The 25,561-nt window shown below is 67.5% G+C and carries 18 protein-coding genes and 1 CRISPR repeat array; of the genes, 13 read left to right on the forward strand and 5 right to left on the reverse strand.

Annotated features, from left to right (window positions below):
• Positions 1-76: 76 nt before the first annotated feature.
• Positions 77-2,344: a tetratricopeptide repeat protein gene (locus tag M8C13_RS04975; RefSeq protein ID WP_252479263.1), complete on the reverse strand. Its 2,268-nt coding sequence runs from the start codon at positions 2,342-2,344 to the stop codon at positions 77-79.
• Between the two features lie 577 nt (positions 2,345-2,921).
• Between M8C13_RS04975 and M8C13_RS04980 the strand changes: the two genes are divergently transcribed.
• The 11 genes from M8C13_RS04980 to cas6 all read left to right on the forward strand — a co-directional run bounded on the left by M8C13_RS04980 (position 2,922) and on the right by cas6 (position 15,707).
• A complete protein-coding gene (locus M8C13_RS04980) occupies positions 2,922-3,878 on the forward strand; it encodes an SAVED domain-containing protein (protein WP_252479264.1) in 957 nt (318 codons plus the stop codon).
• A gap of 167 nt (positions 3,879-4,045) precedes the next feature.
• A complete protein-coding gene (locus M8C13_RS04985) occupies positions 4,046-5,653 on the forward strand; it encodes a hypothetical protein (RefSeq protein WP_252479265.1) in 1,608 nt (535 codons plus the stop codon).
• Positions 5,650-9,600, forward strand: coding sequence for an RAMP superfamily CRISPR-associated protein (locus M8C13_RS04990; RefSeq protein ID WP_252479266.1), 3,951 nt, complete (start codon positions 5,650-5,652; stop codon positions 9,598-9,600). Before M8C13_RS04985 ends, M8C13_RS04990 begins: the two co-directional genes overlap by 4 nt.
• On the forward strand, positions 9,597-10,151 hold the full coding sequence (csx19, locus tag M8C13_RS04995; protein WP_252479267.1) for a CRISPR-associated protein Csx19: 555 nt from the start codon (positions 9,597-9,599) through the stop codon (positions 10,149-10,151). Before M8C13_RS04990 ends, csx19 begins: the two co-directional genes overlap by 4 nt.
• Complete coding sequence (locus M8C13_RS05000; protein WP_252479268.1) at positions 10,148-12,397, forward strand: TIGR03986 family CRISPR-associated RAMP protein; 2,250 nt, start codon at positions 10,148-10,150, stop codon at positions 12,395-12,397. Before csx19 ends, M8C13_RS05000 begins: the two co-directional genes overlap by 4 nt.
• 24 nt (positions 12,398-12,421) lie before the next feature.
• Entirely contained in the window at positions 12,422-12,937 is a 516-nt protein-coding gene (locus M8C13_RS05005; RefSeq protein WP_252479269.1) for a hypothetical protein, read from the forward strand.
• A complete protein-coding gene (locus tag M8C13_RS05010; RefSeq protein ID WP_252479270.1) occupies positions 12,934-13,317 on the forward strand; it encodes a reverse transcriptase domain-containing protein in 384 nt (127 codons plus the stop codon). The genes M8C13_RS05005 and M8C13_RS05010 overlap by 4 nt, the downstream gene beginning before the upstream one ends.
• On the forward strand, positions 13,257-14,306 hold the full coding sequence (gene cas1 / locus M8C13_RS05015; protein ID WP_252479271.1) for a CRISPR-associated endonuclease Cas1: 1,050 nt from the start codon (positions 13,257-13,259) through the stop codon (positions 14,304-14,306). The genes M8C13_RS05010 and cas1 overlap by 61 nt, the downstream gene beginning before the upstream one ends.
• On the forward strand, positions 14,306-14,581 hold the full coding sequence (locus tag M8C13_RS05020; RefSeq protein ID WP_252479272.1) for a CRISPR-associated endonuclease Cas2: 276 nt from the start codon (positions 14,306-14,308) through the stop codon (positions 14,579-14,581). The genes cas1 and M8C13_RS05020 overlap by 1 nt, the downstream gene beginning before the upstream one ends.
• Positions 14,578-14,868 (forward strand): CRISPR-associated endonuclease Cas2, encoded by a 291-nt coding sequence (gene cas2, locus M8C13_RS05025; RefSeq protein WP_252479273.1) that lies wholly within the window; start codon positions 14,578-14,580, stop codon positions 14,866-14,868. The genes M8C13_RS05020 and cas2 overlap by 4 nt, the downstream gene beginning before the upstream one ends.
• Before the next feature lie 32 nt (positions 14,869-14,900).
• Positions 14,901-15,707, forward strand: a complete 807-nt coding sequence (gene cas6, locus M8C13_RS05030; RefSeq protein WP_252479274.1) for a CRISPR-associated endoribonuclease Cas6 — start codon at positions 14,901-14,903, stop codon at positions 15,705-15,707.
• Positions 15,708-15,944: 237 nt separating this feature from the next.
• A CRISPR array of direct repeats spans positions 15,945-16,541; the repeat unit is 36 nt; unit sequence GTCGCAACCCTCCGCAAAACCGGGTCGGATTGAAAC.
• 264 nt (positions 16,542-16,805) lie between these two features.
• Here cas6 and M8C13_RS05035 read toward each other — a convergent pair.
• The 3 genes from M8C13_RS05035 to M8C13_RS05045 are packed head-to-tail and all read right to left on the reverse strand — an operon-like array spanning position 16,806 to position 18,831.
• Entirely contained in the window at positions 16,806-17,705 is a 900-nt protein-coding gene (locus M8C13_RS05035) for a ThiF family adenylyltransferase (RefSeq protein WP_252479275.1), read from the reverse strand.
• The gene (locus M8C13_RS05040) at positions 17,693-18,220 is read right to left on the reverse strand and encodes a hypothetical protein (RefSeq protein ID WP_252479276.1); all 528 of its coding nucleotides are present in this window, start codon (positions 18,218-18,220) and stop codon (positions 17,693-17,695) included. The genes M8C13_RS05035 and M8C13_RS05040 overlap by 13 nt, the downstream gene beginning before the upstream one ends.
• Positions 18,220-18,831, reverse strand: coding sequence for an E2/UBC family protein (locus M8C13_RS05045; RefSeq protein ID WP_252479277.1), 612 nt, complete (start codon positions 18,829-18,831; stop codon positions 18,220-18,222). Before M8C13_RS05045 ends, M8C13_RS05040 begins: the two co-directional genes overlap by 1 nt.
• An 821-nt stretch (positions 18,832-19,652) precedes the next feature.
• Here M8C13_RS05045 and M8C13_RS05050 point away from each other — a divergent pair.
• Positions 19,653-20,525 (forward strand): hypothetical protein, encoded by an 873-nt coding sequence (locus tag M8C13_RS05050; protein WP_252479278.1) that lies wholly within the window; start codon positions 19,653-19,655, stop codon positions 20,523-20,525.
• Complete coding sequence (locus M8C13_RS05055) at positions 20,522-22,729, forward strand: hypothetical protein (protein WP_252479279.1); 2,208 nt, start codon at positions 20,522-20,524, stop codon at positions 22,727-22,729. The genes M8C13_RS05050 and M8C13_RS05055 overlap by 4 nt, the downstream gene beginning before the upstream one ends.
• 845 nt (positions 22,730-23,574) lie before the next feature.
• Here M8C13_RS05055 and M8C13_RS05060 read toward each other — a convergent pair.
• The gene (locus M8C13_RS05060; protein ID WP_252479280.1) at positions 23,575-25,380 is read right to left on the reverse strand and encodes a hypothetical protein; all 1,806 of its coding nucleotides are present in this window, start codon (positions 25,378-25,380) and stop codon (positions 23,575-23,577) included.
• Positions 25,381-25,561: the final 181 nt, after the last annotated feature.

Consider the following 25,561-nt stretch of genomic DNA (forward strand, 5'->3'; position numbering starts at 1 on the left):
TCCGGTCTAACCAGAACTGCGCGTTGGCGATCGAGTAGCTGACGGGCGAGCGGTCGTGATCCCGCGCTGTTGCCGATCAGCAAGGCATGTGGGGCGGGCCGCTGCCGATCGACGTCACAAGGTCGTCGAGTTGCCGTTGCACATGCGCGGCGTCGTTGTGACGGTTTTGCTCTTTGTACAACCGCAGGGCCAACTGCCATACCGCGCGGGCCTGTTCGTGCTGGCCGAGCGCGGCGTGTGGATGGCCGAGCCCATCGAGGGTGTTGGCGACCTCGTAGCTGCTACCGAGGTCGTGGAACAGGTTGAGAGCGCTGTGGTAGTGGTCGATGGCCTGGAGGTGGTGGCCACTCTGGTGGTCGGTGTAGCCGAGGCTGTCCAGGGCGCCTGCTTCGCCTTCGGAGTTGTTGTGGTGGCGATGCAGGACGAGGGCAGCTTGGCAGTGGTGGCGGGCGGTGTCGTAGTCGCCCAGGCGGGCGGCGTACCGGCCCATCATGTTGAGCGCGTCAGCTTCCCATGCTGGCTGATCGAGGCTGCGGTGGAGATCCAGGGCGTGACAGGCGTGTTCCAGAGCCCGCCGGGCATCGCCTCGTCGTGCCCAGACCCATGCGAGCGCCCGGTGGGTGCGGGCTAGATGAGTGGGATCGTGGTGATGTTCGGCGATAGCGAGGGCATGGTGCAACTGGTCGAGGGCGTCCTTGTGGCAGCCCAGATCAGCGTAGGCGTAGCCGAGGAGCCGGTGGGCATGGATGCGGGTGGTCTGGTCGGGCAGGTGGGTTGCGGCGATGACGGCGGCCTGCCACACCGTGAGCCGGTCGGGGAGGTGTCCGCGCCGGGAGTTGAAGGTGTGCAGACTCCAGGCAAGGTGCCAGACCGTGAAGTGCCAGGCTCGGGTGGTGGCGGTGTGCTGGGCGGCGAGCAGGCAGGCGTATTCGGAGTCGAACCAGGCCATTGCCGCCGCTGAAGTGGACAGCGGGTGGGAGCAGACACCGAGGGCGGGCGGGGCGAGCTGCACGGAAACGCGGTGGGGGTACAGGAGCCGGTCCGCGGCATGGGCGGTGTGGGTGTAGAAGTCGAGGACTCGCCGCAGCGCAGGCTCCCGCACGTTGACGGGCAAGGCACCGGCGAGGGTGGTGGCGTAGGCACGCACGAGGTCGTGCATGAAATATCGCCCGCCTGCGGCGCGATCGAGCAGAGAGGCGTCGGACAGGCCACGCAGCACCGCGTGCGTCTCTCGCTCGGGTAGGCCGGCGAGGCTGGCGGCAGCGGGTAGGCCAATGTCGGGTCCGGGGGCGATTCCTAGGAGGGCGAACATCTCGCGTTGTTGGTGGGTGAAGTGGCGTAGGGACCAGGACAGCACGGTGGGCAGGCTGGCTGTGGGGTCGTGGGAATCCAGGGCGTCGAGGCCGAGCATGCGCAGTTCGGTGACGGTGTCCGCCAGGGGTAAGCGGGGATCGGCGGCGGTGCGAGCGGCGATCAGCCCCAGCGCCAGGGGGAATCCCCCACACAGCTCGATCAGCTCCGCGATCGCCTGCTTGTCAGTCTCGGCGCGGTCGCGGCCGATCGCGGTAGCCAACAGGGTGTGAGCGTCGCCGTCGGTGAGAACCTCCAGGTGCACCGTGCGGGCACCATGGCCGGTGGCGAGGCCGTGGAGGTGGTTGCGGCTGGTGATCAGCACGGTGCAGTGGCGGCCGCCGGGCAGGAGTGGGGTGATCTGCTCTGAGGTGGCGGCGTTGTCCAGCACGATGAGAATCCGTTTGTCGGCTACCAGACTCCGGTACAGCGCGGCTCGTGGGTCCCGGTCGGCGGGCTGGTGGTCACGGTGGACACCCAGAGCATCCAGGAATCCGCTGAGCACATCGACCGGCTGCGCCGGTTGTCCGGTGGGGCTGAAGCCGTGCAGGTCGGCGAACAGCTGTCCGTCGGGGAACCGGTGCAGGTTGCGGTGGGCCCAGGTCAGGGCTAGCCAGGTCTTGCCGATCCCGCCGGTGCCGCCGATGGCGGAGATCAGCGCCATCGGCGCTTGTTGCTGCCCTTCTGCTCTTGATGCCTTGTAGGCGGCGGTGCTGGGGGCATGGCGATTGAGGTCGGTTAGGTGGTCGACGCGACCGACGAACCTGTGCGGCGCCGGTGGCAACTGCCGTGGCACCGGCCGGGTGGGCGATCCGGGATGGTGATCGTGGTGGTGGACGCCACCGGTGATCGTGTGGGCCTGCACCAAACCTGACGCCGTGGTCACGATGGAGTTGTTCTGCACCTCAGCGCCAGTCTTGAGCGATTGGCCGCCCGCAGAGTCGGACTGGTCAGTGTCGCCGGTGTTCACGTCGTTCTGGCTTTGGACCGCCATTGTCCCGTCCCGGCTGCCTGATGAAGAGACTCCGACGCTACGAGTCGGGCACCGGCCCGTCTCGGGTACCGAGGCGTAGCCACCCGTATGCGCGAACGCGACGATGTGCCGAGGACGGAATGCTGGGTTCAGCGGCTTGGTGCTTTGGTATGGCCTCCGACAGCGGTACCGGTTTCGTGCATCCGGTGAGCGAGGTCGAGCGACAGCGCGATTCCCAGCCCCGTCTTGCTCGATCTAAGCCCGCCCGACACAACTTGACGCCTAGGTTGAGCGTGCGGCAGCAGTTGACGATCACGGCCAGCGATCCGCTAACGCTGCCGCCATCTGGGTGTCAGCGCAACAACTCCGGGGCCGTGGGCTGCGGGGGCCTCCGAAGAGGGCAAGTCGAGTTCCATAATCGTCCTGCTGGCTCGATCACTCCGCGCGACTCAACTCCGAACGGATGGTTGCGGTGACAGGTTCAGAACGGCCGGTCTCGCCTCGGTTGACAGTGTTGGGCACCGCCGGTACTGCCGGTGGTGCTCAAAGAGGGTGGGCGCTGGTCACTGATGGGACGGCGCCCCTGACTGTAGGCGGGATGGCGGCCGGTGGGTTCGGGGTCGAGGCCGCGAAGTCTTTCCTGGCTGATGAAACTGCCGGGCGGTGGTGGTTCGTGCTGGCCTTCGCCGTGGGGCTCGCACTTGTTGGTCTGGGGCTAGGGCTGAGGAGCAGGGCGCGTCATCAGGTGCGGGTGGGCATCGTGGTCACCGCGGCGGATGACCCCCGGGGGCTGGCAGGCGCACGTCAGTTGGACCAGCAGGCGGAGATGTTCAGCCGCAGCACCTGCGCGGTGACCCTCAAAACCGGTTTCGAGTTGCCCGGTACAGGGGTGTGGGACTGTCAACTGGTCGACGCCCTCGCTGATGAGACGTTGTCGGCCATGACGCTGGCGGAACGCCTGAGCCCGGACGCCGTCCGGATCAATCTGATCCCGACCATGCCGCTGCATGTCGGTTTCTGGTTCGGTGCCAGGCTGGGCTACACGCATGCCCGTGACGTGGTGGTGCACGCCATCCGCCAAGCCGATGGCGCGCCGCCGTACTTCCCGGCGACCTCACTGCGTGCGGTGGACTCCACCAGCGAGCCGCTGACCGTGGACCGGTTGAAGGCGATCGAGGGCGGCGATCCGACCGTTGTCGCTCTCGCGCTGGACCTGCAGGGCCGCGGAGACCAGTTCTTCGACTCGGTGGAGGCGGTGTGCCGCCGGCACCGTATCGGCTACCTCCTCCCGCTCCGGAGTGCGTCGTCACGGTTGGCCCAGGACAGCCTGACCTTCACCGGGGTGGTGGAGCAGACCTGCCGGGCCTGGCGGCAGGCGCCGTTGCCGGCCGGTGCGCGAACCGGTCGGCACGCGATCTTCCTCAGCGGACCCGTTGCGATCGCGGTGGCACTTGGCGCTCGGCTGGCCGCGCCCGAACGCGGCCGGTGGACCGCTTTCACCCTCGACGCGGCCAGCGGCACTTACGAATCACTTCCCGAACCAGACTTCACCTGACATGGGCAAATAGGTCGGAACCGGGTTGTGCGCCGATCGGGTGGCACCGTCTTGACACCCTATTGGTCGATATGCGTGCCCGCCCGTGCGCGGTGGGGTAGGTGTCTCCATCCGTCAGTCGGGGATGTCCGGTTCCGCTGCAGTAGGGGGGCACGTCCGTGCACCTGGTGCGCATTGAAGCGCTGAGCAAGCAGTCCTACATCTTCGCCAGCAACAAGCTCCGGGAAGCAGTCGGTGCGTCCCAGCTCATCGCTGTCTCCACCACCGACTGGGTGGACGAGGTCACGGCAGGCCTGGGCGTGACGGTGACCGAACGCGTCAAGGTGTCGGGCTTGGCGGAGTTGGCGATCTCTGGGAGTTCGGCGGAGGAAGAGCAGGCGGCGTGCCGGGCACTTCTCGCCGGCGTCACCACCCGAGCGCTGCGCCCCGCCAGGGTGATGGAGTCCGAAGACGGCGGCTGCGGGCTGCGGCTGCTCGGGGCGTGGATGGCAGTCGATGGCGAACCGACCGAGAAAGACCGGATCGAGCTGATCAGGCTCCTCGCCCAGCACCGGGAAGAGGTGGCGTCGCCGCTGGCGCGCTTTCCGCGGATGCCGGTCGTCGCCGCCTGCACCACCAGTGGCGGTCCCGCCGCCCAAGTGCTGGATGACAAAACCGGGGATCCGCCGCGGCCGCTGTCGGCGATCAGCATCGCCAAGCGTGCCGCCAACTGGCGGGGTCGTCGGAAGATCCGCACCAAGCTGGACCACCTGTTGGCCGACAAGCTGGGAACCACGCCGGAGCAACTTCTCGTGGCTTCCGGTGACCTGGAGTCCGTGCTGCTGGGCGAGGTGGGCTGGCTGGGTGTGGTGCACGCCGATGGCAACCGCATCGGGGACCTGTTCACCCACAACTCCGACCGCACGGCCCAGCTGAGCCAGGCGCTGAACGCCTGCACCGAGCAGGCACTGGCCGAGGCCGTCACGGCGCTGCGAGCGTTGCGGGCCGCGGCCGACCCGCAACGTGGGGGAGCGCGGTTGCCCCTGGTGCCGCTGATCGCGGGCGGGGACGACCTCACCACCTTGGTCGACGGCCGCTATGCCCTGCAGTTCGCCGCGGCCTACCTGCGCGCCTTCACCGCACTCAGCGCCGAGGACCCGACGTTGTCCGACGCCGCGCGGCAGGCGGGCCGCGCCCAGCTGACCGCATCCGCGGGAGTGGCGATCGTCAAGCCGCACTTCCCGTTCTCCACCGCCTATGAACTGTGCGAACAGGCCTGCGCGTCGGCGAAACGCCTGGCCGCCAGGGCCCAGGTGCCCGCCCTGGACTGGCACGTGCACTACGACTCCACCAGCCGCGGACTCGCCGCCGCGCGCGCCACGCTGCACCACGACGACGTGATCTACCAGCGTAGGCCTTACGCCGTCCTCCCACTAGGCGCCGAGCCGCCCGATGCCGCCGAGGGGCGAGACTGGTCCAAGCTGGAGCACCTCGTGCGCACCGTCCCGGTGTCCCCGCACCCCGATCCCGGCGAGGCCCTGCCCTCCAGCCAGCTCCAACGGCTGCGCCACGAACTGATCGTCGGCGGGCCGGAGCGGGCCTCCCGCTTGTTCCGCACCCTGCTGGGCCGTGCGGAGCTGGCCGAGTTGCTGCACCAGCTCGGCACCGACCTGTTCACCGTGATCCCCGACCTGACCGGAAAGCACGACCGGGTCCGCTCGACCCTGCTGCTGGACTTTCTCGACGGCCAGTTCGTCCACCCCTGCCCCGACCAGGTCACCGAGGAGGAGGCATGACAGAGCCGTTCCTGCTACCCACCACCACGGTGATGCGGGTCCGCACCCGCAGCGACTGGCACGTCGGTGCCGGGGCGGGTGCCCCCGGCGACCGCAACGCCCTCATCCGCCGCGACGCCGACGGCCTGCCCTATCTGCCGGGCACCACCCTCACCGGTGTGCTCCGCGAGCAGTGCCTCCAGATTGCCCGCGGCCTCGACGACGGCGCCCCGGCGGGGATCTGGCAGGCGTGGCATCGATTCCTGTTCGGCAGCAGGCAGCACGCCAGCACCGAACCCGTTCCCGCCGCCGTCGCGATCCGCGCCGCACACGCAGAACCCGCGCTCGCCGCGATGCTCACCACCACCCCGGAACTGCTGGCCGCGACGACCTTCCGCAAGCCGGGCGTCAAAATCGATCCCGATAGCGGGCGCGCCCAGGACAAGTTCCTCCGGTTCACCGAGCTCGCCCGCGCGGGCATGGTCCTGCGCGGCCTGATCACCCTCCCCCTGGACGGACTGACCGCCCGTCAGCACACCGTCGCGACCGTGCTGCTGGTCCTGGGCGCCCGCTCACTGCGCGCACTCGGCGGCGACCGCAGGCGCGGGTCCGGCGCGGTCGAGGTCGACCTGATCGCCGCCGACGGGCCCGAGTGGCAGGTATGGGTCCAAGACTGCATCACCTGGGCGAGCAGCCACACCCCGCCCGGCCCACCGGTGCCAGCCACGGGAGAGAACGCACTCGCCTTCACTGGGACGACCACCGCGACCACCGGTCGGTGGGTGGAGATCCCGCTGACCATCACCACCGTCGACCCCGTCCGAGTGCCCAGCACGATCCTGGGCAACGTCATCACCGGCCACGACCACATTCCCGGCACCACACTGCTTGCCTGGCTGCTGCGCACCCTGGACGGGAACCCGACGCTCCGGCATGCCCTGACCAGCGGTACGGCGGTCATCACGCACGCTTCCCCGTTGCTCAGCGGCCACCCCGCCAGACGCAGTCCCTCGGTCTTGCGCCTGGACAAACACGACAGCACTGGCGTGCTGCCCAACGCGTTCCTGCGGGAGGATGCTCGTGGCGCCAAGGCCACCGGGTGGGGCGTCCACCTCGGCCCCCAGCAGTGGGGCACCCGCGATCCGGAGGTGCTCGCCACCGAGCTGATCACCCACAATGTAATCACTGAGGACTCCGGCAAGCCCACCAGCGACGACGGCGGTGTGTTCACCGTGGAGGCCATCCCGGCCCGCCGAGCTCTGCGCGCGGTCCTGCGGATGCGGAGGACCGTCCACGACTCCATGGTCGCCGAGCACGGCGCGGACTGGGTGCGGCGATTGGCGGGCGAAGCTCGGCTGGGCAGCGCCGCCAAGAGCGAGTACGGCCGCGTCACCGTGGCTGTACAGCCCGCTACTGCGATTGCTCACCCTCCTACCAAGCAGGGTGAGCTGACTGTCTGGGCGCTGTCGGAGGTGCTGGTGCGCGATGAGAAGCTGCGCTACAGCGGCCGGGTCGAAGACGTGGTGTCCGCGCTGTCGCGGCGATTGGGGGTGGAGCTACAGCTCCTCTCCAGTTCCGTCCGCGACGTGCGCACCGACTCCTGGCAAGGGTCCTGGAGACTTCCGCGTCCATCCCTGGTCGGCCTGGCCGCCGGGTCCTGCCTGCGGTTGCACGCTCGGCAGCCGATCTCGGCTGACAGGCTGGCCGACCTCGCCGCGGGCGGCCTCGGTGACCGGCGAGGTGAAGGCTTCGGACAGCTCGCGCTCAACCACCCCTTGCTCGATGTCGGCGAGGCAACCCGTGCCGTGCTCGTCGAACCCCACCCCACCACTGCACCTGCCTCCGGCCAGTTGGACCAGGAGGACAGCGGCTACCTGGCCGTGGTCCGAGAAGCCGCGCTGCGCGCCACCCTGACCGCCACCATCGACGCGGTGCCCGCAGCGGTGCGCACCAAGCTCGACTCCGCACTGCGCGGAGTCAGCCGCTCCCAGCGCGGCGCGGTCCGCCAGGCCATCACCACCCTCGGAGCGACCTCCGGCGCGTCCCTGGACTCCTACCTGCGCCGCACCGGTGCTCCGAAGACGGTTCAGAACCTGCTCAACTGCTTGGCTGAGCTGAACAACACCGTCGACAGCCCGCTGCGGGCCTTCGCCGATGACGCCGCCGCGAAGGTCGGTATCACCGTCCCGTCCAGCCTCGCGCTGCGCGAAGCCCTCGGACTGCTGGTCCTTGACCTCCTGGCGGGCATCGACGCCCAGCGCGCCGCTGCCGCCCCCGACGGTCGCCGGCACCGCAGATCCCCAGCGGCGACGGCAGTGGCCAGCGTGCCCCAACGCCAGCACCGCGACGGCCGCGGCCGCAGCACCAGCACCAGCACCCAGACCCCGCCTCCTGTCCGGGTGGTCTACCGCCCAGTTCACACCCGCTGGGAACTGACCGCCACCCTCATCGCCCGCACACCCCTGCACGTCGGCGGCAGCCACGATGACCCGTACGTGGACCTGACCGTGGCCCGCGACGGCCGCGGCGCCCCGTATGTCCCCGGCACCTCCCTGGCGGGCATCCTGCGCGCTTGGGCTGCGGAGAAGGCGGAGAACCGGGAGCAGGCTGAGGCACGTGTGCACGCGGTCTTCGACGGCCTCGCTCGCCGCTCCGGCCCAGGCGATGAGGAGTTCCTGGCCAGTCTCATCGAGGTCGACGACGCCCCGCTGCGCACCGCCGAAGGCGCCCCGGCCGTCCCGGTCCTGCGCGATGGCGTCGGCATCGATCGCAGGCGGGGAGCCGCCGCGTACCGAGTCAAGTACGAACGTGAGGTGGTGCGCGCCGGGACCCGCCTGCTGCTGCGGGTGCGCGCCGAGGACGTGGAGAAACCCGCCGACCTCAACGGGGAGAGGACCCTCGGCCAGATGTTGACCGAACTCCAGGAAGACCTGCGCTCCCGCGAGTTCAGCCTCGGCGCGGCAGGCACCCGCGGCCTGGGCCGGGTCGTGGCCATCACCGACACCGTCACCCTGACCGAATATCCGGTCGGAACCCGCGCCGGCGTGCTCGACGCCTTATGCGCCACCACCCCCTGCGGTCCGCTGACGGATCCGGCCACCACATCCGACCCGGGGCCAGGGCCGGGTGTGCTGCGGATCGAGGTGGGCTGGCAGGCGGTGGGCCCGCTGCTGGTCGCGGCATCCGAAGAAGGCGTCACCGCGCAGACGGTCCCGCTGCTGGACGCCCACCCAGACACCGGGGACCCGGTCCCCGTGCTGCCCGGCGCGTCAGTCAAGGGTGTGCTCAGTTCTGAGGTAGAACGCGCCCTGCGCACCCTGTTCGAGCGGGACCTCGGCACGAGCTTCGTCGCGGCCCGCGCGGACATCGCTGAGGAGTGCCCGGTCTTCGGCGCGTTGTTCGGCTCGCAGGATCGCCGAGGCGCACTGTCCATTCCGGACACCTATTCGGTGCCATCGACGGCGTTCACGTGGTCGCAGTGGAGCGACTACCTCGCCACCGGCGAGCAGCCTCCGCACGGCTGGGCGGAGACCACGCACGTCGCCATCGACCGCTGGTCCGGGGGAGCGGCGAACAACCAGTTGTTCACCGTCCTGGAACCCCACGGCCTCGCCTGGGACGACCTGCGATTGGACATCGACACCAGCCGCCTGGCCCAGGACGAGGCCCACCGGGCGGCGGCGGTGACCCTGCTGCTCTACGCGCTGGCAGACTTCGCCGCCGGAAACGTGCCCCTGGGCCACGGCACTCACCGCGGCATGGGCGCCGCCCAAGCCGCCGGCATCACCATCAGGGGAACCGGCCTGCCCAGGCTGCCGAGGGGCGAGCACCCCCTCACCGGCGAGCCGGCCGAGCGCCGCGCCAGTGTCCTCACCCTCGCCCGAGCGCTGTGGGAGGACCCCGCCACGTGGACCGACCACCTCTCCCGGGCACCCGAAGCCGAGCAGACCGACGGAGCCGCGTCATGACCACAACGTTGCTGTGGAACGGAATGGACACCGTCACCCTGGCAGCCGCCCTCGAAAAGGCGGATCTGACCGACGCGAAGGGCATGGTCAGCACCACCGCCTGGCACGGCTTCGTCACCGTCACCGGCACCACCCTGACCACCCCGACCGGGCCGATTGACCCGTCCACTGTTTTCGAGGCCCGCTTCTTCGCCTCCGGCCCGATCGAACTCCGCTGGGTCCATGACCACAACGGTGCCGGAACCGCCGTCCTGCTGTCGGAGAACCCGAACCACCCGGAGTCCACCGAGGTCCACACCACCTTCGAGCAGACCCACCTCCTCTGGGGCACCCCCGACGGCACTCCGGGATCGGGCTGGACCACTCTCCGCGAACACCGCACCGGTCCCCTGCACGTGCCCATCAGCCTCACAACCAAGTCCGGTGACCGAGTCGCCCTCACCACCCGCGAATACATCGTGCTCGACGACTACGGCAACGCCTCGGTCGCCGACGAGCTGATCACCGGCATCCAGTGGCAACCCACCGACCGCTGGGAGGCAGACCAGTGAACGGCTTCCACAACCCCTACAACTTCATCCCCGCCGCCGACCGCGATGCCAAGGACCAACACCTCGGCGACCGTGCCCCGGCGGGTCACCACCGTCTGCACGAGAAGCTGTGGACCGGCACGATCAAGGTCAATCTCACCACCGTGACGCCCATGCTCATCCCCGACAAGGGCGCCAAGGACGATGCCACCGGTCACCACACCTTCGGCACCCGCATCGTCAACGGCCGGGTGGACCTGCCTGCCAGCACCGTCAAGGGCGTCCTCCGCTCGGCCTACGAAGCCCTGACCAACTCCCGGATGGGGGTCTTCTCCCACCGCACCCGCCTCGGTTACCGGCCGCCAGCCAACAGCGGGCTCCAACTCAGGCCTGTACTGATCACACTCGACGGGCAGGGTGAGCCATCCAAAGCGAGATCGTGCGCCCACCTCTATCCCAAGGGGCACCCGCAGGTGCTTCCGTGCGTGGCGCTACCTGCCTACCTCCCAGGGACCAAGACACCACTTACCTTCGCGGACGATACGCCGCCGCAACACGGACAGCAGGTCTCCGTGTGGGCCGAACTCGTCAAGCGGCCGAAGACCGCAAAACAACGCGAGTACCTCTACTGGCGGGCCGCCCAGGCCTGGCTCCATTCTGACAACGATCCGCCTCGTCCCGACAATCTGGGAGTACCCGCTAAACCAGCCGAGCGGCACCAGGTACTCGGCCCGTATGCGCTGATCCAGGGCATCGTTCATCGCACCAACCACAACATCCATCGTAAGCACGACGAACGCCTGTTTCCCACTGAGATCGACCCCAAGAACACGGCCGACTTCGACAACGGCCCGTTGAAGATCAACCTGGGAAAATCCCTGGAGCTGGAGGATGACGCATGGTCGACCTACCAAGAACTGCTCGCGGACTACCGTGCACAGCACACCACGGCCAAGCGCGACGGCATCTGGGACCGGCCGCAGGGTCTGAAACCGTGGGAGACTCTCCTCAAGAAAGACAAGAAAGACAAGGAAGACGAAGTCTACGCCTGGTCCAGGCACCTCTATGACAACCCCGACAACGGACAGGGGCCGGATGCGTTGCAGCCCAACATGGAAATCACCTGCTACGCCGAGTTGAACGGCAACCGCATCGTCGCCCTGTACCCGGTGCTTATCAGCAGACGGTTTTACGAGATTCGGCCCGGAGCGCTGCTGCCCGCCACCGTGGCTCCCGCGAAGGCGCTGGAGAACCTATCGCCAGCAGACCGGGTGTTCGGCTGGGTCCGGAACTCCAGATCGGAAGAGGAGTCGAAGGAGGTCGCCGAGGACGACCGTGAAGCCGCTGTCGCCGCGGCACTCCGGGTCGGACCCGTCACCGGACCGACAAAGGAAGACGCAGCCAAACCGTTCCCCGGCGGTGGAATTCCGCTGGATATCCTCGCCTCGCCGAAACCCTCGCAGGGCCGCTTCTACGTCGGCAAGAACACCAACGACTTGCCCGCGCCACTTGAACCGGGCACGCGAAAAGACAAGTTCTTCACCGAGGACAACCTACTGCGCGGGCGCAAGGTCTACCCCCACCAGGAGAAAACACCCGACTACTGGAACCCCGACGACAAGGGACAGGAGTTCCGTCGACCGAAGAACAAGCCCGACAGCCAGAACCGCACCATCACCAGCTGGGTCAAGCGCGGCGTGACGTTCGAGTGCACCCTCCACGTCCGCAACCTCACCGACGTCGAACTCGGCGCCCTGCTGCTCCTGCTCACCCCGGAGCAGTACGGCAAGGATGGCAAGGACGGCCTGCACCGCATGGGTGGCGGCAAACCCCTCGGTTTCGGCTCGGTCAAGCTGACGGTCCACGACACGGACCTGCGCCGGGGTACGGACTGGCGGAAGGACTTCACCACCCTGGGCGAGGCCACCCCCGCACAGCCGAACCTCGACGAGGTGATCGGAACCTTCCTCACCGCCCTGAACAACACGCCCCACGGGCCCCGCATCCTCCGCGACATCCGGACGGCAGCGGTGGGCTTCGCCAAGACGGACCAGGTCCACTACCCGAGGATGCTGGGAGATAAGGACCCCGACGGCAAGAACTACGAATGGTTCATCCACAACGAAAGGCAGAAGGGAGGCGCCGCTTCCCTGCCCGCCGTCGGCGAGGCACTGCCGTACTACAAGCGCGAGCAGAAGCCGAAGAAGGGAAACGGCAAGCAGCACAACAAATCTGAATACAAGGGCAAGGGGCACAGCGAGAGGTGACTCCGTCCTCCGTCAGGAGAGGGTATGACACGACATCCTCGCGCAGCCGCCGCCGATCCGCTGGCGGTCGTGGCGCGGCCGGAGACGGTGTGGGCGGCGTGGGCACGGGTGGCCGCCGGCAGCGGAATACCGGGGGCGGACGGGATCAGCGTTGAGGAGTTCGCCCGCGCTCTGGGACCGCGGCTGTGGCTGCTCGGCGACCTGCTGCGTTCCGGTAACTACCAGGCGCAGCCCCTGCGTCCGGTGCTGGCCACCCGTGGCGGCCGGACACGGCAGCGGGGCATCCCCACGGTGGCTGACCGGATCGCGCAGCGCGCGGTACTGCACGCCTGCGCGGACCGACTGCTGCCGGCCGCGTCGGAGACCAGTTTCGCCTACCAACGGGGCAGATCCTGGCTGGATGCCCTCCAGCGGGCACGCGCCCACGGTGCGGCCGGGTTGCGGTGGGTCTTCCGCACTGACATCGCCGAGTTCTTCGCCACGATCGACCGCCGCCTGCTCACCGAGCCGTCGCTCGCCGTGTCCTGGATGCCGGCGTGACCGATCTCGTGGCCCAGTGGATCGCCGCGCCGATGGTGACCGAGGCGGGCCCGCGCCGAGCGCGCCTTGGAATCGCTGAAGGAGCGCCGATCAGCCCCGCTCTCGCCAACCTCTTCCTCGCCGACTTCGATCAGGCAGTGGACCGGCGCCACGGCAGGCTCGTCCGCTATGCCGACGACCTGGCGTTGTTCTGCCGCGATCTCGACACCGCGGTGGCCGGGGCCGAGCACCTGCTGCTGGAACTGGCCGCGCCCGGACTGCGGCCCAACCCGGACAAGACCTACCTCAGTTCCTTCGACACCGGATTCCGTCTGCTGGGATGGGAGTTCAGCGGTGGCCAGGAGTATCCGCCGTCAGTGCCGCGGGGTGCGGGGTGCTGAGGGGAAAGCCGTTCCACGTCGCAGGAGCGGACTGTGTGCTCACCCGGCGTGGCGGTCGCCTCGTGGCCTTCCGGGATGGACAACCGCGGGCATCGGCTCCACTGTCGATGGTGAGCGAGGTCGTGCTCACCGGCCCGGTCAGCGTCACCACCGCGGTCATGCACCTGTTGCTGCGCAACGGTGTCCCGCTGATCCTGCTCTCCGGCACCGGCCGCCCCCTGGGCAGGATGGAGCCACCGAGCGCCCCGCACATCCAGGCCCGCACCCGGCAACTGGACCTCCACCGGGATCCGGCCACCCGCCTGGCGGTGGCCGCCCGCATCGTCTCCGGCAAGATCCACAACCAGGGTGTGCTGCTGCGCCGGCGTGCCCGCCGCAGCCTTGACCCGGATGCGGTGTGGACGGTGGTGAACCGGTTGGCCAAGCTGGAGGAGACCGCGGGGAGTGTCACAACGCTGCCCGCTCTGCTGGGTGTCGAGGGCGCGGCAGCGGGGGCCTACTTCGGTGTCATCCGCGGCTTGGTGGTGCCCGGTCATGGCTTCAGCACCCGGGACCGTGCGGGCCGCGACGTGGTCAACCAGTTGCTGAACTACTGTTCGGCGCTGCTGCGGGAGACCGTGGTCTCCGCACTGCTGTGCGCGGGACTGGACCCGTTCCTGTCGTTCCTGCACACCCCGGCACGGGGCCGGCTGACGCTGGCCTTCGACCTCATGGAGGAGTGGCGCCCGGTGCTGCTGGAGTCCACCGTGCTCGCCCTTCTCGGCCTGGGCACGGCCACCGCCGCCGACATCGAGGACGGCAGACTCACCCGCCCCGTGGTCGCCGCCGCCATCAACCGCTTCCAGACCAGACTCGCCGCCCCGGCCCGCGGCTGGCCCGCGGTGGCAGGTGGCGTCACCTACGGCGAGGTGGTGCGCCGCCAGTCGCTGCGCCTGCGCGCCCACCTGCTCGATCCGGCCAGTGCCTACGAGCCATTTCGGTGGCGGTGATGATGGTCCTGGAGTGGCTGGTGACCTTCGACGTACCCGGCGACCGTCCCCGCCGGGCCCTGACCCGTGTGCTGGAGGCGCTCGGCCCGCGCGTGGCCCACAGCGTGTTCCTGCTGCCCGCCACCCCCTCGGGCATCGATCAGCTGCTGACGCGGACGGCGGATCTGCTGGTGGGCGGGCATCTGCTGGCACTGCCGTCGTGTCCGCGCTGCCGTGTGGTCGTGCTGGGCCGAGATCTGGAGGAACTGCCGGATTCGGCGTGGATCGCGTGGTGAGGGCACCGGTGGTCGTGGTCTACGACATCCTGGACGACCGCCGTAGGGCGCGGGTGCGCGCGGTGCTCGACCCGATCGCGGTCCGTTTCCAGCAGAGCGGCTGGTTGCTGCCGGCGGGGACCGGTGAGACGGTGCGGTCCCTGACCCGCAGGCTCACCGAGGTCACCGCCCCTGCAGACCGGGTGCGCCTGCACGCTCCCTGCCCGGGATGTGTGGCGGCGGCACGATGGCTCCCCACCGGATCCGTGTGGACACTCCGTCCGTTCCCCGGCTGGGTCGTGAGTTGAGAATCGTTGTCCCACCATGGAAAGGAGCGTCCGTGCCGGTGCGGATCAGGGTTGAGCTGGAACCCGAGCAGCCCACGGCGGTACCGCCGCCGCAGAACGCCCCAGCGGTCAACGCAGCCTTCCTCGCCGCGATCCGCGCCACCGACAAGGGCCTGGCCACGGCCCTGCACAACGCCCCCCGCTACAAGCCGTTCACTCTCACCCCGCTGCTGGACCACCAGGACGCCACCCCCACTGATCCGGGTCAACCGGCCAGGTTCGAGGTGGGCCTGCTGGCCGACGAACTGACCGCTCCGGTGCTGACTGCACTGCACGGACGTGCGCGCATCCGGGTCGGCACCACGGGATACCGAGTCGCGGAGGTGGGGGTGGTCGCGGCGGCGAGCTACGAGGCTCTGGCCCACTCGGCGGCCACCCGCAACCGCTGGTCGTTCACCCTGATCACCCCGGTCAGTTTCGCCACTGCCGCCAACGAAGGCGTCCGCCGCGAACGCCCTTGGCCGGACCCCGACCGCATCTTCACCAACCTCGCCAACCGCTGGGACACCTTCGCCGGCGACGTCTGCCTCCCCCTCGCCGCGGGTGACCTGATCCGCGACAACCTGGAAACCACGGCTGGCACACTGCGCCTGGTGCCACACCTGGTCAAGGCCCCGGACATCCACCGCCAGGGCTCCGTCGGCGAGGTAACCTTCCGCGCCGCCTCCGCCACTGGAGCACCCGCGGAGGCGGTACGCGCGGTCGACGCCCTGGCCACCTTCGCCAACACCGCCGGTTTCGGTGACCGGACTGCGCTCGGCATGGGTTATGTGCGCCTCCACCAGGCCGGACTGCCGTAGGATGAGGCATCCGTTCCTTGACAACAGCAGACCGTTCCCTCGTGTCGTGACGCGGGCTGCCACAACCTCTGTGACAGCGTTATGGAGCAGGGGTTGGCGCACAACATCAACAACTGTGTTGAGCAGCTGTAACGAGTGTACTCAAGATCGGGATGGTCTTTTGAAGGTGATCTTCGGGGACAGGTTGGCGCAAGGCGTCGCATCGTCGCAGGTCACAGGCGTCAAAATCGGGGTACCGTCGCAACCCTCCGCAAAACCGGGTCGGATTGAAACGATTTGCCTTCAGACAGCTCGAGCTGCATCAACTGAGGTCGCAACCCTCCGCAAAACCGGGTCGGATTGAAACGCCTAATACACCCCAGAGAAGCGGAACGAGTTGTAGGGTCGCAACCCTCCGCAAAACCGGGTCGGATTGAAACTGGAGGCGGAGGCGGGAACCCGCGTACAGGGCTGTCGCAACCCTCCGCAAAACCGGGTCGGATTGAAACCGAAAGCATAGGCGGTGGAGATTGCCTGTTTGGGTCGCAACCCTCCGCAAAACCGGGTCGGATTGAAACCGAAAGCGGCGGCCATCAGGGTCGCAGTTGACTGTAGAGTCGCAACCCTCCGTAAAACCGGGTCGGATTGAAACGGAATCATGACGCTTCCTTTCGATGAAGTGTGTCGCAATCCTCCGCAAAACCGGGTCGGATTGAACCTCCAGGTGAACAGCAATTTGCCTGTTCAAAGTCGCGGCCCTCGGCAAAGCCGCGTCGGATTGAAACACTTTCCCGTGACGGTTCATGCGGGTTCTCGGGTGTTGTAGCCCTCAGTAAAATCGCGTCGGATTGAAACGACAGACGGCATCTTTACGGCCAATGCACTTGGGTTCGAAATGTTGCGCACGGTGCCGGGGCTATTTCGGCACGATGATAGGTTGTTGCAGTTGAAGATCCAACATTTCCGCAGCACTATGATCTCGTCGACGGAGGCAGGATTTCCTGTTGTCGATCTTGAGAAATGTCGAAAGCTGAATCAGGTCGACGACTGGTGATCTTCGTGCAGCATAAAAGCGAGGTCCCGACCCGGCAGGTCGGGACCTCGCTTTTATGTTCGATTTTAGGCAGTCGGATCAGGTAGTGGGGCCGGAGTGGTGGTGAAGGTGGGGGTTCCGCCTCCATCGGCGAGGGCTCGGGGCGAGCCGGGGCCACAGGCGGGGCAGGTGTCATTGCGGGTGGCGGACAGGCTGGTCGTGGTGTCGGCGACCAGGTCAAGCAGGGTGTACGGGGTGTGCGGCCGCCAAGGGGTCAGCCAGTTGAGTAACTCGGCAACGGCATGGCCTGCGATGATCTGGTTGAGGAAAACCACGCTCGGTGTTGGCTCCGCTGGTGCGTCGGCGCGATATCCGATGGCGCGGACCGCAGCGGCGAACTCGGAGTCGAGCTCATGGGCTGCGGCGCGTGGGTCGTAGCCGGACAGGCACAGTAGACAGGGACCGGCCGGGCGGACCACGGCCACATGGCCGCCTGCCTCCAGGTATCCGGCCTCTGTCCGGCGCAGGTCGACGCCGGTATCGGCGTACCAGCGGCCGTACTGGACGGCCAGGCGGTTGAGCGCCCACCGTGGGGCATGACCATCAACCGCCCCGATCACCAGGTCAGCCGACCGCAGCTGCCGCCACGGCTCTGGCGTCAGGACGCTGCCGATGATCGCCTGGATCTCGATGGTGGGGTTGATTGCCCGGGCGGTGCGTGCGGCCACATCGACCTTGGGCACAGCCTTTGCGGCGTCGTCGGGACCGGCGCCGATCAACCGGTTGAGGTTGCTTGGCTCGGCCACATCGGGGTCCAGCAGAATCAGTCCACCCACGCCGAGGTGTGCCAGTGCTTGCGTGATGAAGCTGCCTACGCCGCCGAGGCCGACCACGGCCACCGTCGTCGAGGCCAACGCGTGCTGGGCCGTCGTGCCAAAAGCCGCTATCTGCCGGTCGAAGCGAGTGCTCCCGGTCAGTTCTGGCACAGCGTCACCGCTTGGAGATGCTCGCCCAATACGGTCAGCGAGTGCAGCGGTAGCAGTGCGCCTGAGCGTGGATCGGTGAACGCCCCGGCGACCGATTCTCGGCCGAGCACGAGAGATGCCACCCCGATCGGTGGGTCGGCCGGCATCCGCATGAGGAAGTCACGGTGGGTCTCCCGCATGTTCGCCACGTCATGGCCAGAGAACGAGACGTGATCGGTCGCGAACGGGTGGGAGTGCACATCAATGAGGGACAGACCGGTCTCGTAGCAGGCGATAAGCAACTCACGTGTCACCGACGCCTCCGGAACCACACTCACCGCGCTCTGGTGGGACAAGCCGCTGTCAGGCACCAGTACCACCCTGGTCACCAGCAGGTCCAGCACCGGTGAGCCCGAGTGGTCGGCCCACCTGGTGGCTCTGGCCAGCAGGTACGCCATGCGTTCCTGCTCGCTGCCCAGCAGGTGTTCGCGCAGGTGCGACCACGAGCCGTCGCCGGTCCGTATCGAGGCGCGCATCAGTCCGCGGTCCCCAGGTAGGTCCGAATCGCCTCGACGAAGCTGACCAGGGAGTCCTGCGCGGAGTCCCACCGGCCTTCCGGATCTTCCAGGTAGTACCAGCGGTATCCGGCCTCGGCGTAGGGGTTCTTGTAGTTGGTGAAGTAGTGCCCTGGAGTTCGGGTACGCAGTCCGTCTCGGCGGAAAAGATGATCACCCAGGTAGAATCCGTCCGGAGCCGCTTCGGGATAGTTGACCGGCGGTGTGATCAACACCGAAGTGGTTCTGGGGCTCCAGTGCTGGGGCAGCCGAAACGTGGGGATGTGCACGTGGGATTCGTTCTCGGCCACCGTCAAGCCAGGGTAGGCGGCGGCCAGTTGTGTGGCTTCCTGCCTAATCCTCCACTTCCGCATGGGCAGACTGGCCTTGGAATGCCGGGCGTGGTGGGTGAACGACTGTCGATTCGCCACCCGAATCCGCTGGTCGTCGGGCACGATGGTGTTGGCGTCCGTGTCCTGGCGAACCAGCACCCGGTCGGACGAGATTCCTGCTCGTCGCTTGATTTCCCGTCCTGACAATTGATCTTCGATCACTGGCACGTCGATCCCGTTGATCCGGATCGTCCTACCCATGTGTGGCTCCCTTCGCTACCGTCACCCAGTAACGACGGATGGAGAACCGGTGGCTGCTCCCACGCTCCGCCGCAACCTCCGTGACACTGTTACTGAATGGAGGTCGCGGCAGAAGATCATTCTATCCGCTGAGCTGCGCAGATGCGTAAAATCAAGGTCAAGAAGGGCGAGTGAGAGTGATCTTGGAGTGGAGGTTGGCGCATGGCGTCGCGTCGTCGCAGGTAAGGTTGGGTGTGTTGGGGGGTGCTGTCGCGCCGCTGAGCAAAACCGCATCGGATTGAAACTGCAGGTAGGTATGAGATTCTAAATTTTAACCGTCGCGCCGCTGGGCAAAACCGCATCGGATTGAAACTGAACTGTGGACTCCACAAAGACATACGTGCATAGTCGCGCCGCTGGGCAAAACCGCATCGGATTGAAACCGAAAGCTAGCCCGCACGTCGTGCGCGATCAACAAGTCGCGCCGCTGAGCAAAACCGCATCGGATTGAAACTGAAAGTACAGCGATGCTTGGCTTGACCTCGTAGGTCGCGCCGCTGAGCAAAACCGCATCACATTGCGATGTCGTCCGCTCATGCTGTAGACGTGGTCGCCAAAGGCGTGAAGCGACCCAGCCGCCCGAGCGGAGGTGAGGTGTAGGAGATCGGCTGCGGCGCGGCGAGGAAGGTTTGACTGCTCACACAGCCGTGTGTAAGTGTCTCGAGCGTTCAAGCCAGAACCATCGCTAGACGGGTACCGGTCCGCGTTGGCGGCCGGGCCGGATGAGTCGCAGTGGGTGACACACCGGCCGGACCCAGGTGGTTTCCATGGCTGGCCCAGCAGTGCCCGAGTTCCTTGAGATCGCGCGCGTCGTGTTCGACGAGACCCGGGCGGTGCGCCGCGATCTGCACCGCGTGCGCGGTGCACTCGGGTGTGATGCGGTGTACGAGTTGGCCGAGCGGTACCGCATCAGCGGTAACTGCCCGTGTGTCGACGAGTTCACCGACGCCGTTGTGAAGGTGTGGCGGTACCTGGAGAGCAGGAATCCCGACGAAGTCCGCTCCTACGGGGCGATGGCCCGCGCACACTGCCAACTGCGGATCGTCGGTGACCTGGTGCGAGCGCGACGCGGCGCCCGGGGACTGCAGCGCACCGAGTACCTGGCTGACTCGGTGATCGGGCGGGCGTTGGCCACAGACCAGCAGCGGGCCCTGTTGCGGCACCTGGCCGATGAGGCCGCCTCCTCGGCGCCGCTCGGTAGTGACGCCCAGTTGCTGGGCCGGTTGGCCGAGTTGCGGGCCCAGGAGTTCGGCGGCAGCCGGGAGCAGCACCGCGCGGGCGTCGTCGCCGACCTGCCCGTGGTGCGGGAGGCCGCGCTCCGGCATGGCCGGCGGCGCCGCGACGGTAACGGGGACCTGGTGTCGTGGTGGGAGTTCTACATCGAGACAGGCCTCGGCCGCCGGGAGCGGCTCAACCTTCTCGTGGACGTCGATCTCGCCCATCCCCACACCGACCACGTTGAGGATGAGGTCGTCGTGAGCGCGGTACTCAACCACGCCCGGAACGGGACCGATGTCCCCACCCTGATCACCCACCTCGGCCGACTGGGCCTGGTGAACGCCCGCCTGGGAGCGGAATTGCTCGCGGATCCGAACCGGCGGGATCGCGCGAGCAGGGCCGTCGCCGAGTTGGTCGCGGCTACCGTGACACCATGAGGACGTGGCTGGTCCACATCGTCGGTGACGCCGACCTCGGAGTGCCCAAGGACGCAGAACCGGAACTGCGGACAACGCGGGTCCAGGCCCTGCGCGAGTCGGCCGACCCCAGCGGCGCGCTGGTCTTGCTCGACTGGCCCGGCCCGGTCACGGCATCCCTGTCCCCGCTGGCCGCCGCGACCCGCGGGATGAACGCCCCGGCCGCGCTGGTCCTGGTCGCCACGGCGGTCACCAAACCCATCGCCGAGGCGCTGGCCCACGCTCTGACCGTGGCTCCGGCCGCGTTCGGAGTGGAGTTCGGCACGGTCGTGATCGCCGAGGGCGACCTCGCGGAAGCCCGTGTGACCACAGCGGTCGCCCAGGCGCTGGCCCCTGCGGCATCAGGTGATCAGGCCGTACTCACGTGGGGGAGTGGGTCCACCCAGCTGGCCCTTGGCGTGATGGACGCGGTGATCGACCGCGGGCTGCGGTGGCGGATGTCCGTGGTCGGCGTCGACTCGGCTGGTGGCGACCACCAGATCTTTGACCCCACCCTCGGCCTGCGCGCCGACCCCATGCGCGCGTTGGCCCGGCGTTGGGGCTACACCTTCGACTCCGAGGCCGGCCGTTGGCACCGCGCGCACCTCGCCCCGGATCTGGACGGTCTAGGCCTGCTCGTGGCCGACCTGTTGACCAAGGGGGATGCCACCAGCGGCTTCGCCGTCCGCGAGTACATCTGGGCCCGCTACCGCGCACTGCGCGACCCGGCCCACCCCGATCTGCGGCAGTGGGCCGAAGGGCAGGTGCACAACGCCAGGCCCACCACCGGCCGGCTTCTCGGCGTCATCGAACGCCTCGGCCCCCACGCCGCTCCGGCGGTCCGTGCCGCGGTCGACTCCACCGCGGGTGCTTGGCTGACCTCCCAGCCAGCCAAGCTACTCAACAGGATCGGTGCGAGGAGCAGCCATTCCCTGCTCCCGCCCTGCCCGCAGGACAGCCAGCTCCTTCGTCGCGAACTGGGCATGACTCTGGCCACGACCGCCTGGTACCTCGGTGTCCTGGGTGACCAGCCCGAGGTCAGGCGGAACGAGCTGTTCCTGGCCGTCCACGACAACGGTGCCGACCGTGCGGTGGTCGACTATCTCGGGTTCGCCGAACCGGCCGATGTGCCCCGCCGCTACCTGGTGCTCGGCACCCCGCCCACCCATTCGCATGCCGGGACCTACCCCCATACCCACGAACTGGCCGCCCGCCTTGGCACCGGTGTCGCCGACCTCGCCCCCGCCACTCCGGAAGCTGCCCACGCGCTTCTCACCCAGCACTGGGCAGCCATCACGGACCAGGTCGGCGCCATTGTGCTCATCCCGTCCGGACCCAAGCCCGTTGTGCTGCCCGTGTTGCTGGCCGCCTATCGCATCGCCGCTGAGAACGGGATACCGCTGTACGTGCGGGAACTCGCCAACGACGGCACGATGCACCGGCTGGTCACCCGCTTCGGCGCCCACCGGGACTTGCTGGAACTGGCCGGACACGCACTGTCCACAGTGGAGCTGGACGTGGCGGCCCGGGTGCTGGAAGCCTGCGGACAGACCTCGCTCGCGGACCGGGCCCGCAGACTGGCCATCGCCCTGAGCTGCCGCACCCTGGATAACTCCCGCTGGCCCACCGAACTCCCCGACACCGGCCAGGCCATCCTCACCCGTGGCCTGCTCGCGCAGCGACTGCTGGTCTGCGCGGAGCTCGCCGCCCGGCACACCGACCCCGGCCACACCGTGCGGGCACTGTGCGCGGCACGAGCGGTGATCGAGGAAAGCGTCCGTAAGTCCGCCACCGGCCGCACCGCCGACCAGGAGTGGGTGCACTTCCGCAACTTGCTCAATCGCTCCTCGGACCAGGCGAGTCGTCTGATGGCCGCGGTGATCGAACTCCGCGACGCGCTGCCCATCGTCCACGGCCCCCACCTGTCCAGTCCGGCGGAGTTGGCGCGGCTGATCGCGGACAAGCTCACCACTGCAGGGGTACGCGGCGCCGTTTCCCGGCCCACCGCCGCCACGGTGCTAGCCGCCGCCGCCCACACCGCCCGCGCGGTGCCCGCGCTGGGCATGCCGATGGCAGCGCACCGTGGGCCCATGCTGTCTGAGTTGTTCGCCGCTCTGCGCGACGACGTCGCCGCATACGCCGCCGCGGAGTGGGAGAGGCTCGTGGCCGCGGCCCGGTTAGCGTGAGGTGGTTCAGCACAGCACTGGGCCATCGCCGACTTCCGGGGACACCGTGGCCATCGCGGCCCCATCCCCGTGGCAGAAGAGACAAGACTCAGGCGCATGGGCAACCGGGTTGATGTACAACGTGGTCAGCGGGGCAGCCGGATCGGCCGCACAGGGGGGCACCACCCACCGAGTCGCCCTGCCACTGTCGCCGGAGGCCCGCCGATCCCACAGCAGCTTCCCCCGCGTGCGCGGGGACGACAGGATCCGTGGGGTAAGGGAGTGTCCGAGGGGGGACTTGAACCCCCGCAAGTAGCGTCCCCGCGCAGTGCGCGGGTTCATGTGAACTATTATAGCGCTCCGACTTGCGGACAGTCCACTCTGGCTCAGTTCGTCCGTGTGGATCACCAGGGCAATCACGACATCAGGACTCAATCCGCAATGTCGGTGTCCTGCTGTCGAGGTGAGCAAGCTGCTCTCGTAGCCGACTGGCTTCAGTCTTCGCTTTGCGAAGGCGCTGCTTCAGGCCGGCACGTGACGGCGCTTTCGGAGATCGGTCGTTGTTGAGGTCCTGGCACTCCCGCAGCGCCGCTTCACGCGGCCTGGCGGTCCTGGGCAACTTCTGTAGACGTGTGGCTGGCGCGAGGCTGGCTGGCTGTGACGGAGCAACGACCGCGCAGGAAATCAGTCCGGTTGTCGACGGTTCTACTCCGGCTCCCTCTCGGCCGGTCATGACGACCGATCATGCCAGCCCCAAGGGTCCGAGCAACGTTACAGGCCAGCACGCGAGGATGGTCAATCGCGATCTCCGGCGAGAGCGCACTGTCAGGGCGAACCAAACATCGACGGAGTTTCCACCAGCCCGATTAGTCCAAGGCACTTCGAGGAGCTGTTTGCGCATTAGCGGCACCCAGGTTCGTCGTCCCGGAGACATCATCATCGTCGGTGAATGGGATACTTGACCGCAAGGACACGTGCTCGACGTCGCCATCCAGCTTGGCGTCGGCTCTATCTTCACTGAGAACGATCGCGTCTTCCAGCGGCAGCTGCGTCGCGTGCACGCCATCGAGTTCGACACGTAGGCCATAGGTGCTTTCGTATTCGGTCGGGAACATCTCCCAGTGCACCGACGGCGCCAGGACCGGCATCTTGGCCTCCAGCTTCGCCAGATAGACCGCTGCCCTCAGCAACACTGCGGACGGTGAGTCGCCGGCGAACTCAACCCAACTGCTGCTTCCGCGGCGAAAACCCGCAGCCCTCCACTCGGGTTCTGACAATCCGGGCTCGCTGGACAGCCCGACAGGTACCGGCATTGGCATGGCGGCACGCACGGCAGCGAGACTTGTCCGCATGGGATCCATGCGCAGAACCGTGTAGAACAACGTCTTCGTCATGGCAGCCAGCGGGAGATACGGAGACTCATCGAATTCGCGAAGCGTGGCCGGTCGGTTGTCTAGAGCATGCTGGACGTCTCGTTCGAACATACTTACGCCGTGGGTGGTCATGTTTCGCAAAGGCACTCGGGGATTCGCTTGCGCTGCTGCCGCAGCGGTCTTGGCTGCCTTCCATCCCGTGAAGTATGCGAACCCGAGGGAATACTCGGCTACCAGCCGCTCAACGGCCTCTGTCAACCGCGGCGCGTGATTCTCCGCAACCTCTGGAAGGTTGTGCCTCTCCAACTCCCGCATGAACCATCGTATTGCCTCGGCCACGAGAATTTCGTACACCATGCCCAGCAAGTCCTCCTGTCGCTGTGCGGTCATATTTTCCGGAGCAAGTCGCTCGCACAAATGGGTATCCAGCAATGCTCGACCCGTGTCCGGGCTCGACCCAAACGGGATGCGCAGGAGAGTGTCGAATGGATAGTATTCATCGGTGCGCTTCGGTGGTTCAAGTTTTTCTAGATCACCCCCTGCTGCTGTCCATGCCTCCTCAAAGGTAGGCGGGTCCCAAATAAATGCAGTCAGTGGAGTGTTGGAATGAGGTAGGACGAGACCCGCAGTGCGGGCATCGTTGATCAGCGGTCCGACCCCAATGGCGGCGTGGAAGGGAAACGGGTGATGCCACTGTCGCATCGGCGGTATCGGGTCGACTTGAGCGGCGAAGCGCAGAAGTGCCAAGGTTGTCAGCTCCGCCCTCACAGAAGCGGCCGGAATCTCATCAGTCGGTCCTTGTCCTGAGAAGTCCGCCTGGAGCGCGTGCTGCTGGTGACGGCGCCACACTTCGTTGCCACGCAGATAGGTCTCCCGCAGTCGCTGCTCGCGCTCCTTCTGTTGCTGTCGCTCCTCGCGGCGTCGTCGAGACTCCTCGGTCTCGGGCGCTACGACGGCTGCAGCCCTCTGCACCAACTTCGGCTCGCAGTCCACACAATGCGTGGCCCGACCGGACAGCACATCAGACAAGCTGGACCGGCTACGAAGACGAAGCAGTTGCCCGCATCCACTGCACTGCACATCCGGCAATACCGCACGTACTGCCGCTGCCGCAACGACGTTCGCCTGCCCACGGCCACGAGTGTCGATGTTCTTGACCGACGTCTCCCACGTCGGTTCGCCATACTGGTCGACACCGGTCAATGACCAGTACTGCAAGCCAATCTCCACCAGCTCGGCATCCACGCCAGAGATGGGCTCCACGTCAAGCTTGTACTCACCCGGCAGATCCATGATCACCCCTAGTTCACCCCGTGACAGCAACGCGCGAGGGACCGTAGCCCACGCAGTTTGTCTTTCCCATTCGGGTGATAGGTGCGTCATGACGACGCAACGGGTTAGCGATCATCCGCCACATCTGACGCTCAGCACCGGCGGAGCGCGCCCGGCGCTCCGCCGCCGCGCTGCACCGGAACGAAAC

The organism is Crossiella sp. SN42 (assembly GCF_023897065.1).
Classification (GTDB): domain Bacteria; phylum Actinomycetota; class Actinomycetes; order Mycobacteriales; family Pseudonocardiaceae; genus Crossiella.

What these genes read in the sequence shown, in the direction of transcription:
- M8C13_RS04980 (WP_252479264.1), top strand. Translation starts at nt 2,922, where the DNA reads ATGGCGGCCGGTGGGTTCGGGGTCGAGGCCGCGAAGTCTTTCCTGGCT.
- M8C13_RS04990 (WP_252479266.1), top strand. Translation starts at nt 5,650, where the DNA reads ATGACAGAGCCGTTCCTGCTACCCACCACCACGGTGATGCGGGTCCGC.
- M8C13_RS05055 (WP_252479279.1), top strand. Translation starts at nt 20,522, where the DNA reads ATGAGGACGTGGCTGGTCCACATCGTCGGTGACGCCGACCTCGGAGTG.
- M8C13_RS05040 (WP_252479276.1), bottom strand. Translation starts at nt 18,220, where the DNA reads ATGCGCGCCTCGATACGGACCGGCGACGGCTCGTGGTCGCACCTGCGC.
- M8C13_RS05045 (WP_252479277.1), bottom strand. Translation starts at nt 18,831, where the DNA reads ATGGGTAGGACGATCCGGATCAACGGGATCGACGTGCCAGTGATCGAA.
- M8C13_RS05005 (WP_252479269.1), top strand. Translation starts at nt 12,422, where the DNA reads ATGACACGACATCCTCGCGCAGCCGCCGCCGATCCGCTGGCGGTCGTG.
- M8C13_RS04975 (WP_252479263.1), bottom strand. Translation starts at nt 2,344, where the DNA reads ATGGCGGTCCAAAGCCAGAACGACGTGAACACCGGCGACACTGACCAG.
- csx19 (WP_252479267.1), top strand. Translation starts at nt 9,597, where the DNA reads ATGACCACAACGTTGCTGTGGAACGGAATGGACACCGTCACCCTGGCA.
- M8C13_RS05020 (WP_252479272.1), top strand. Translation starts at nt 14,306, where the DNA reads ATGATGGTCCTGGAGTGGCTGGTGACCTTCGACGTACCCGGCGACCGT.
- cas1 (WP_252479271.1), top strand. Translation starts at nt 13,257, where the DNA reads ATGGGAGTTCAGCGGTGGCCAGGAGTATCCGCCGTCAGTGCCGCGGGG.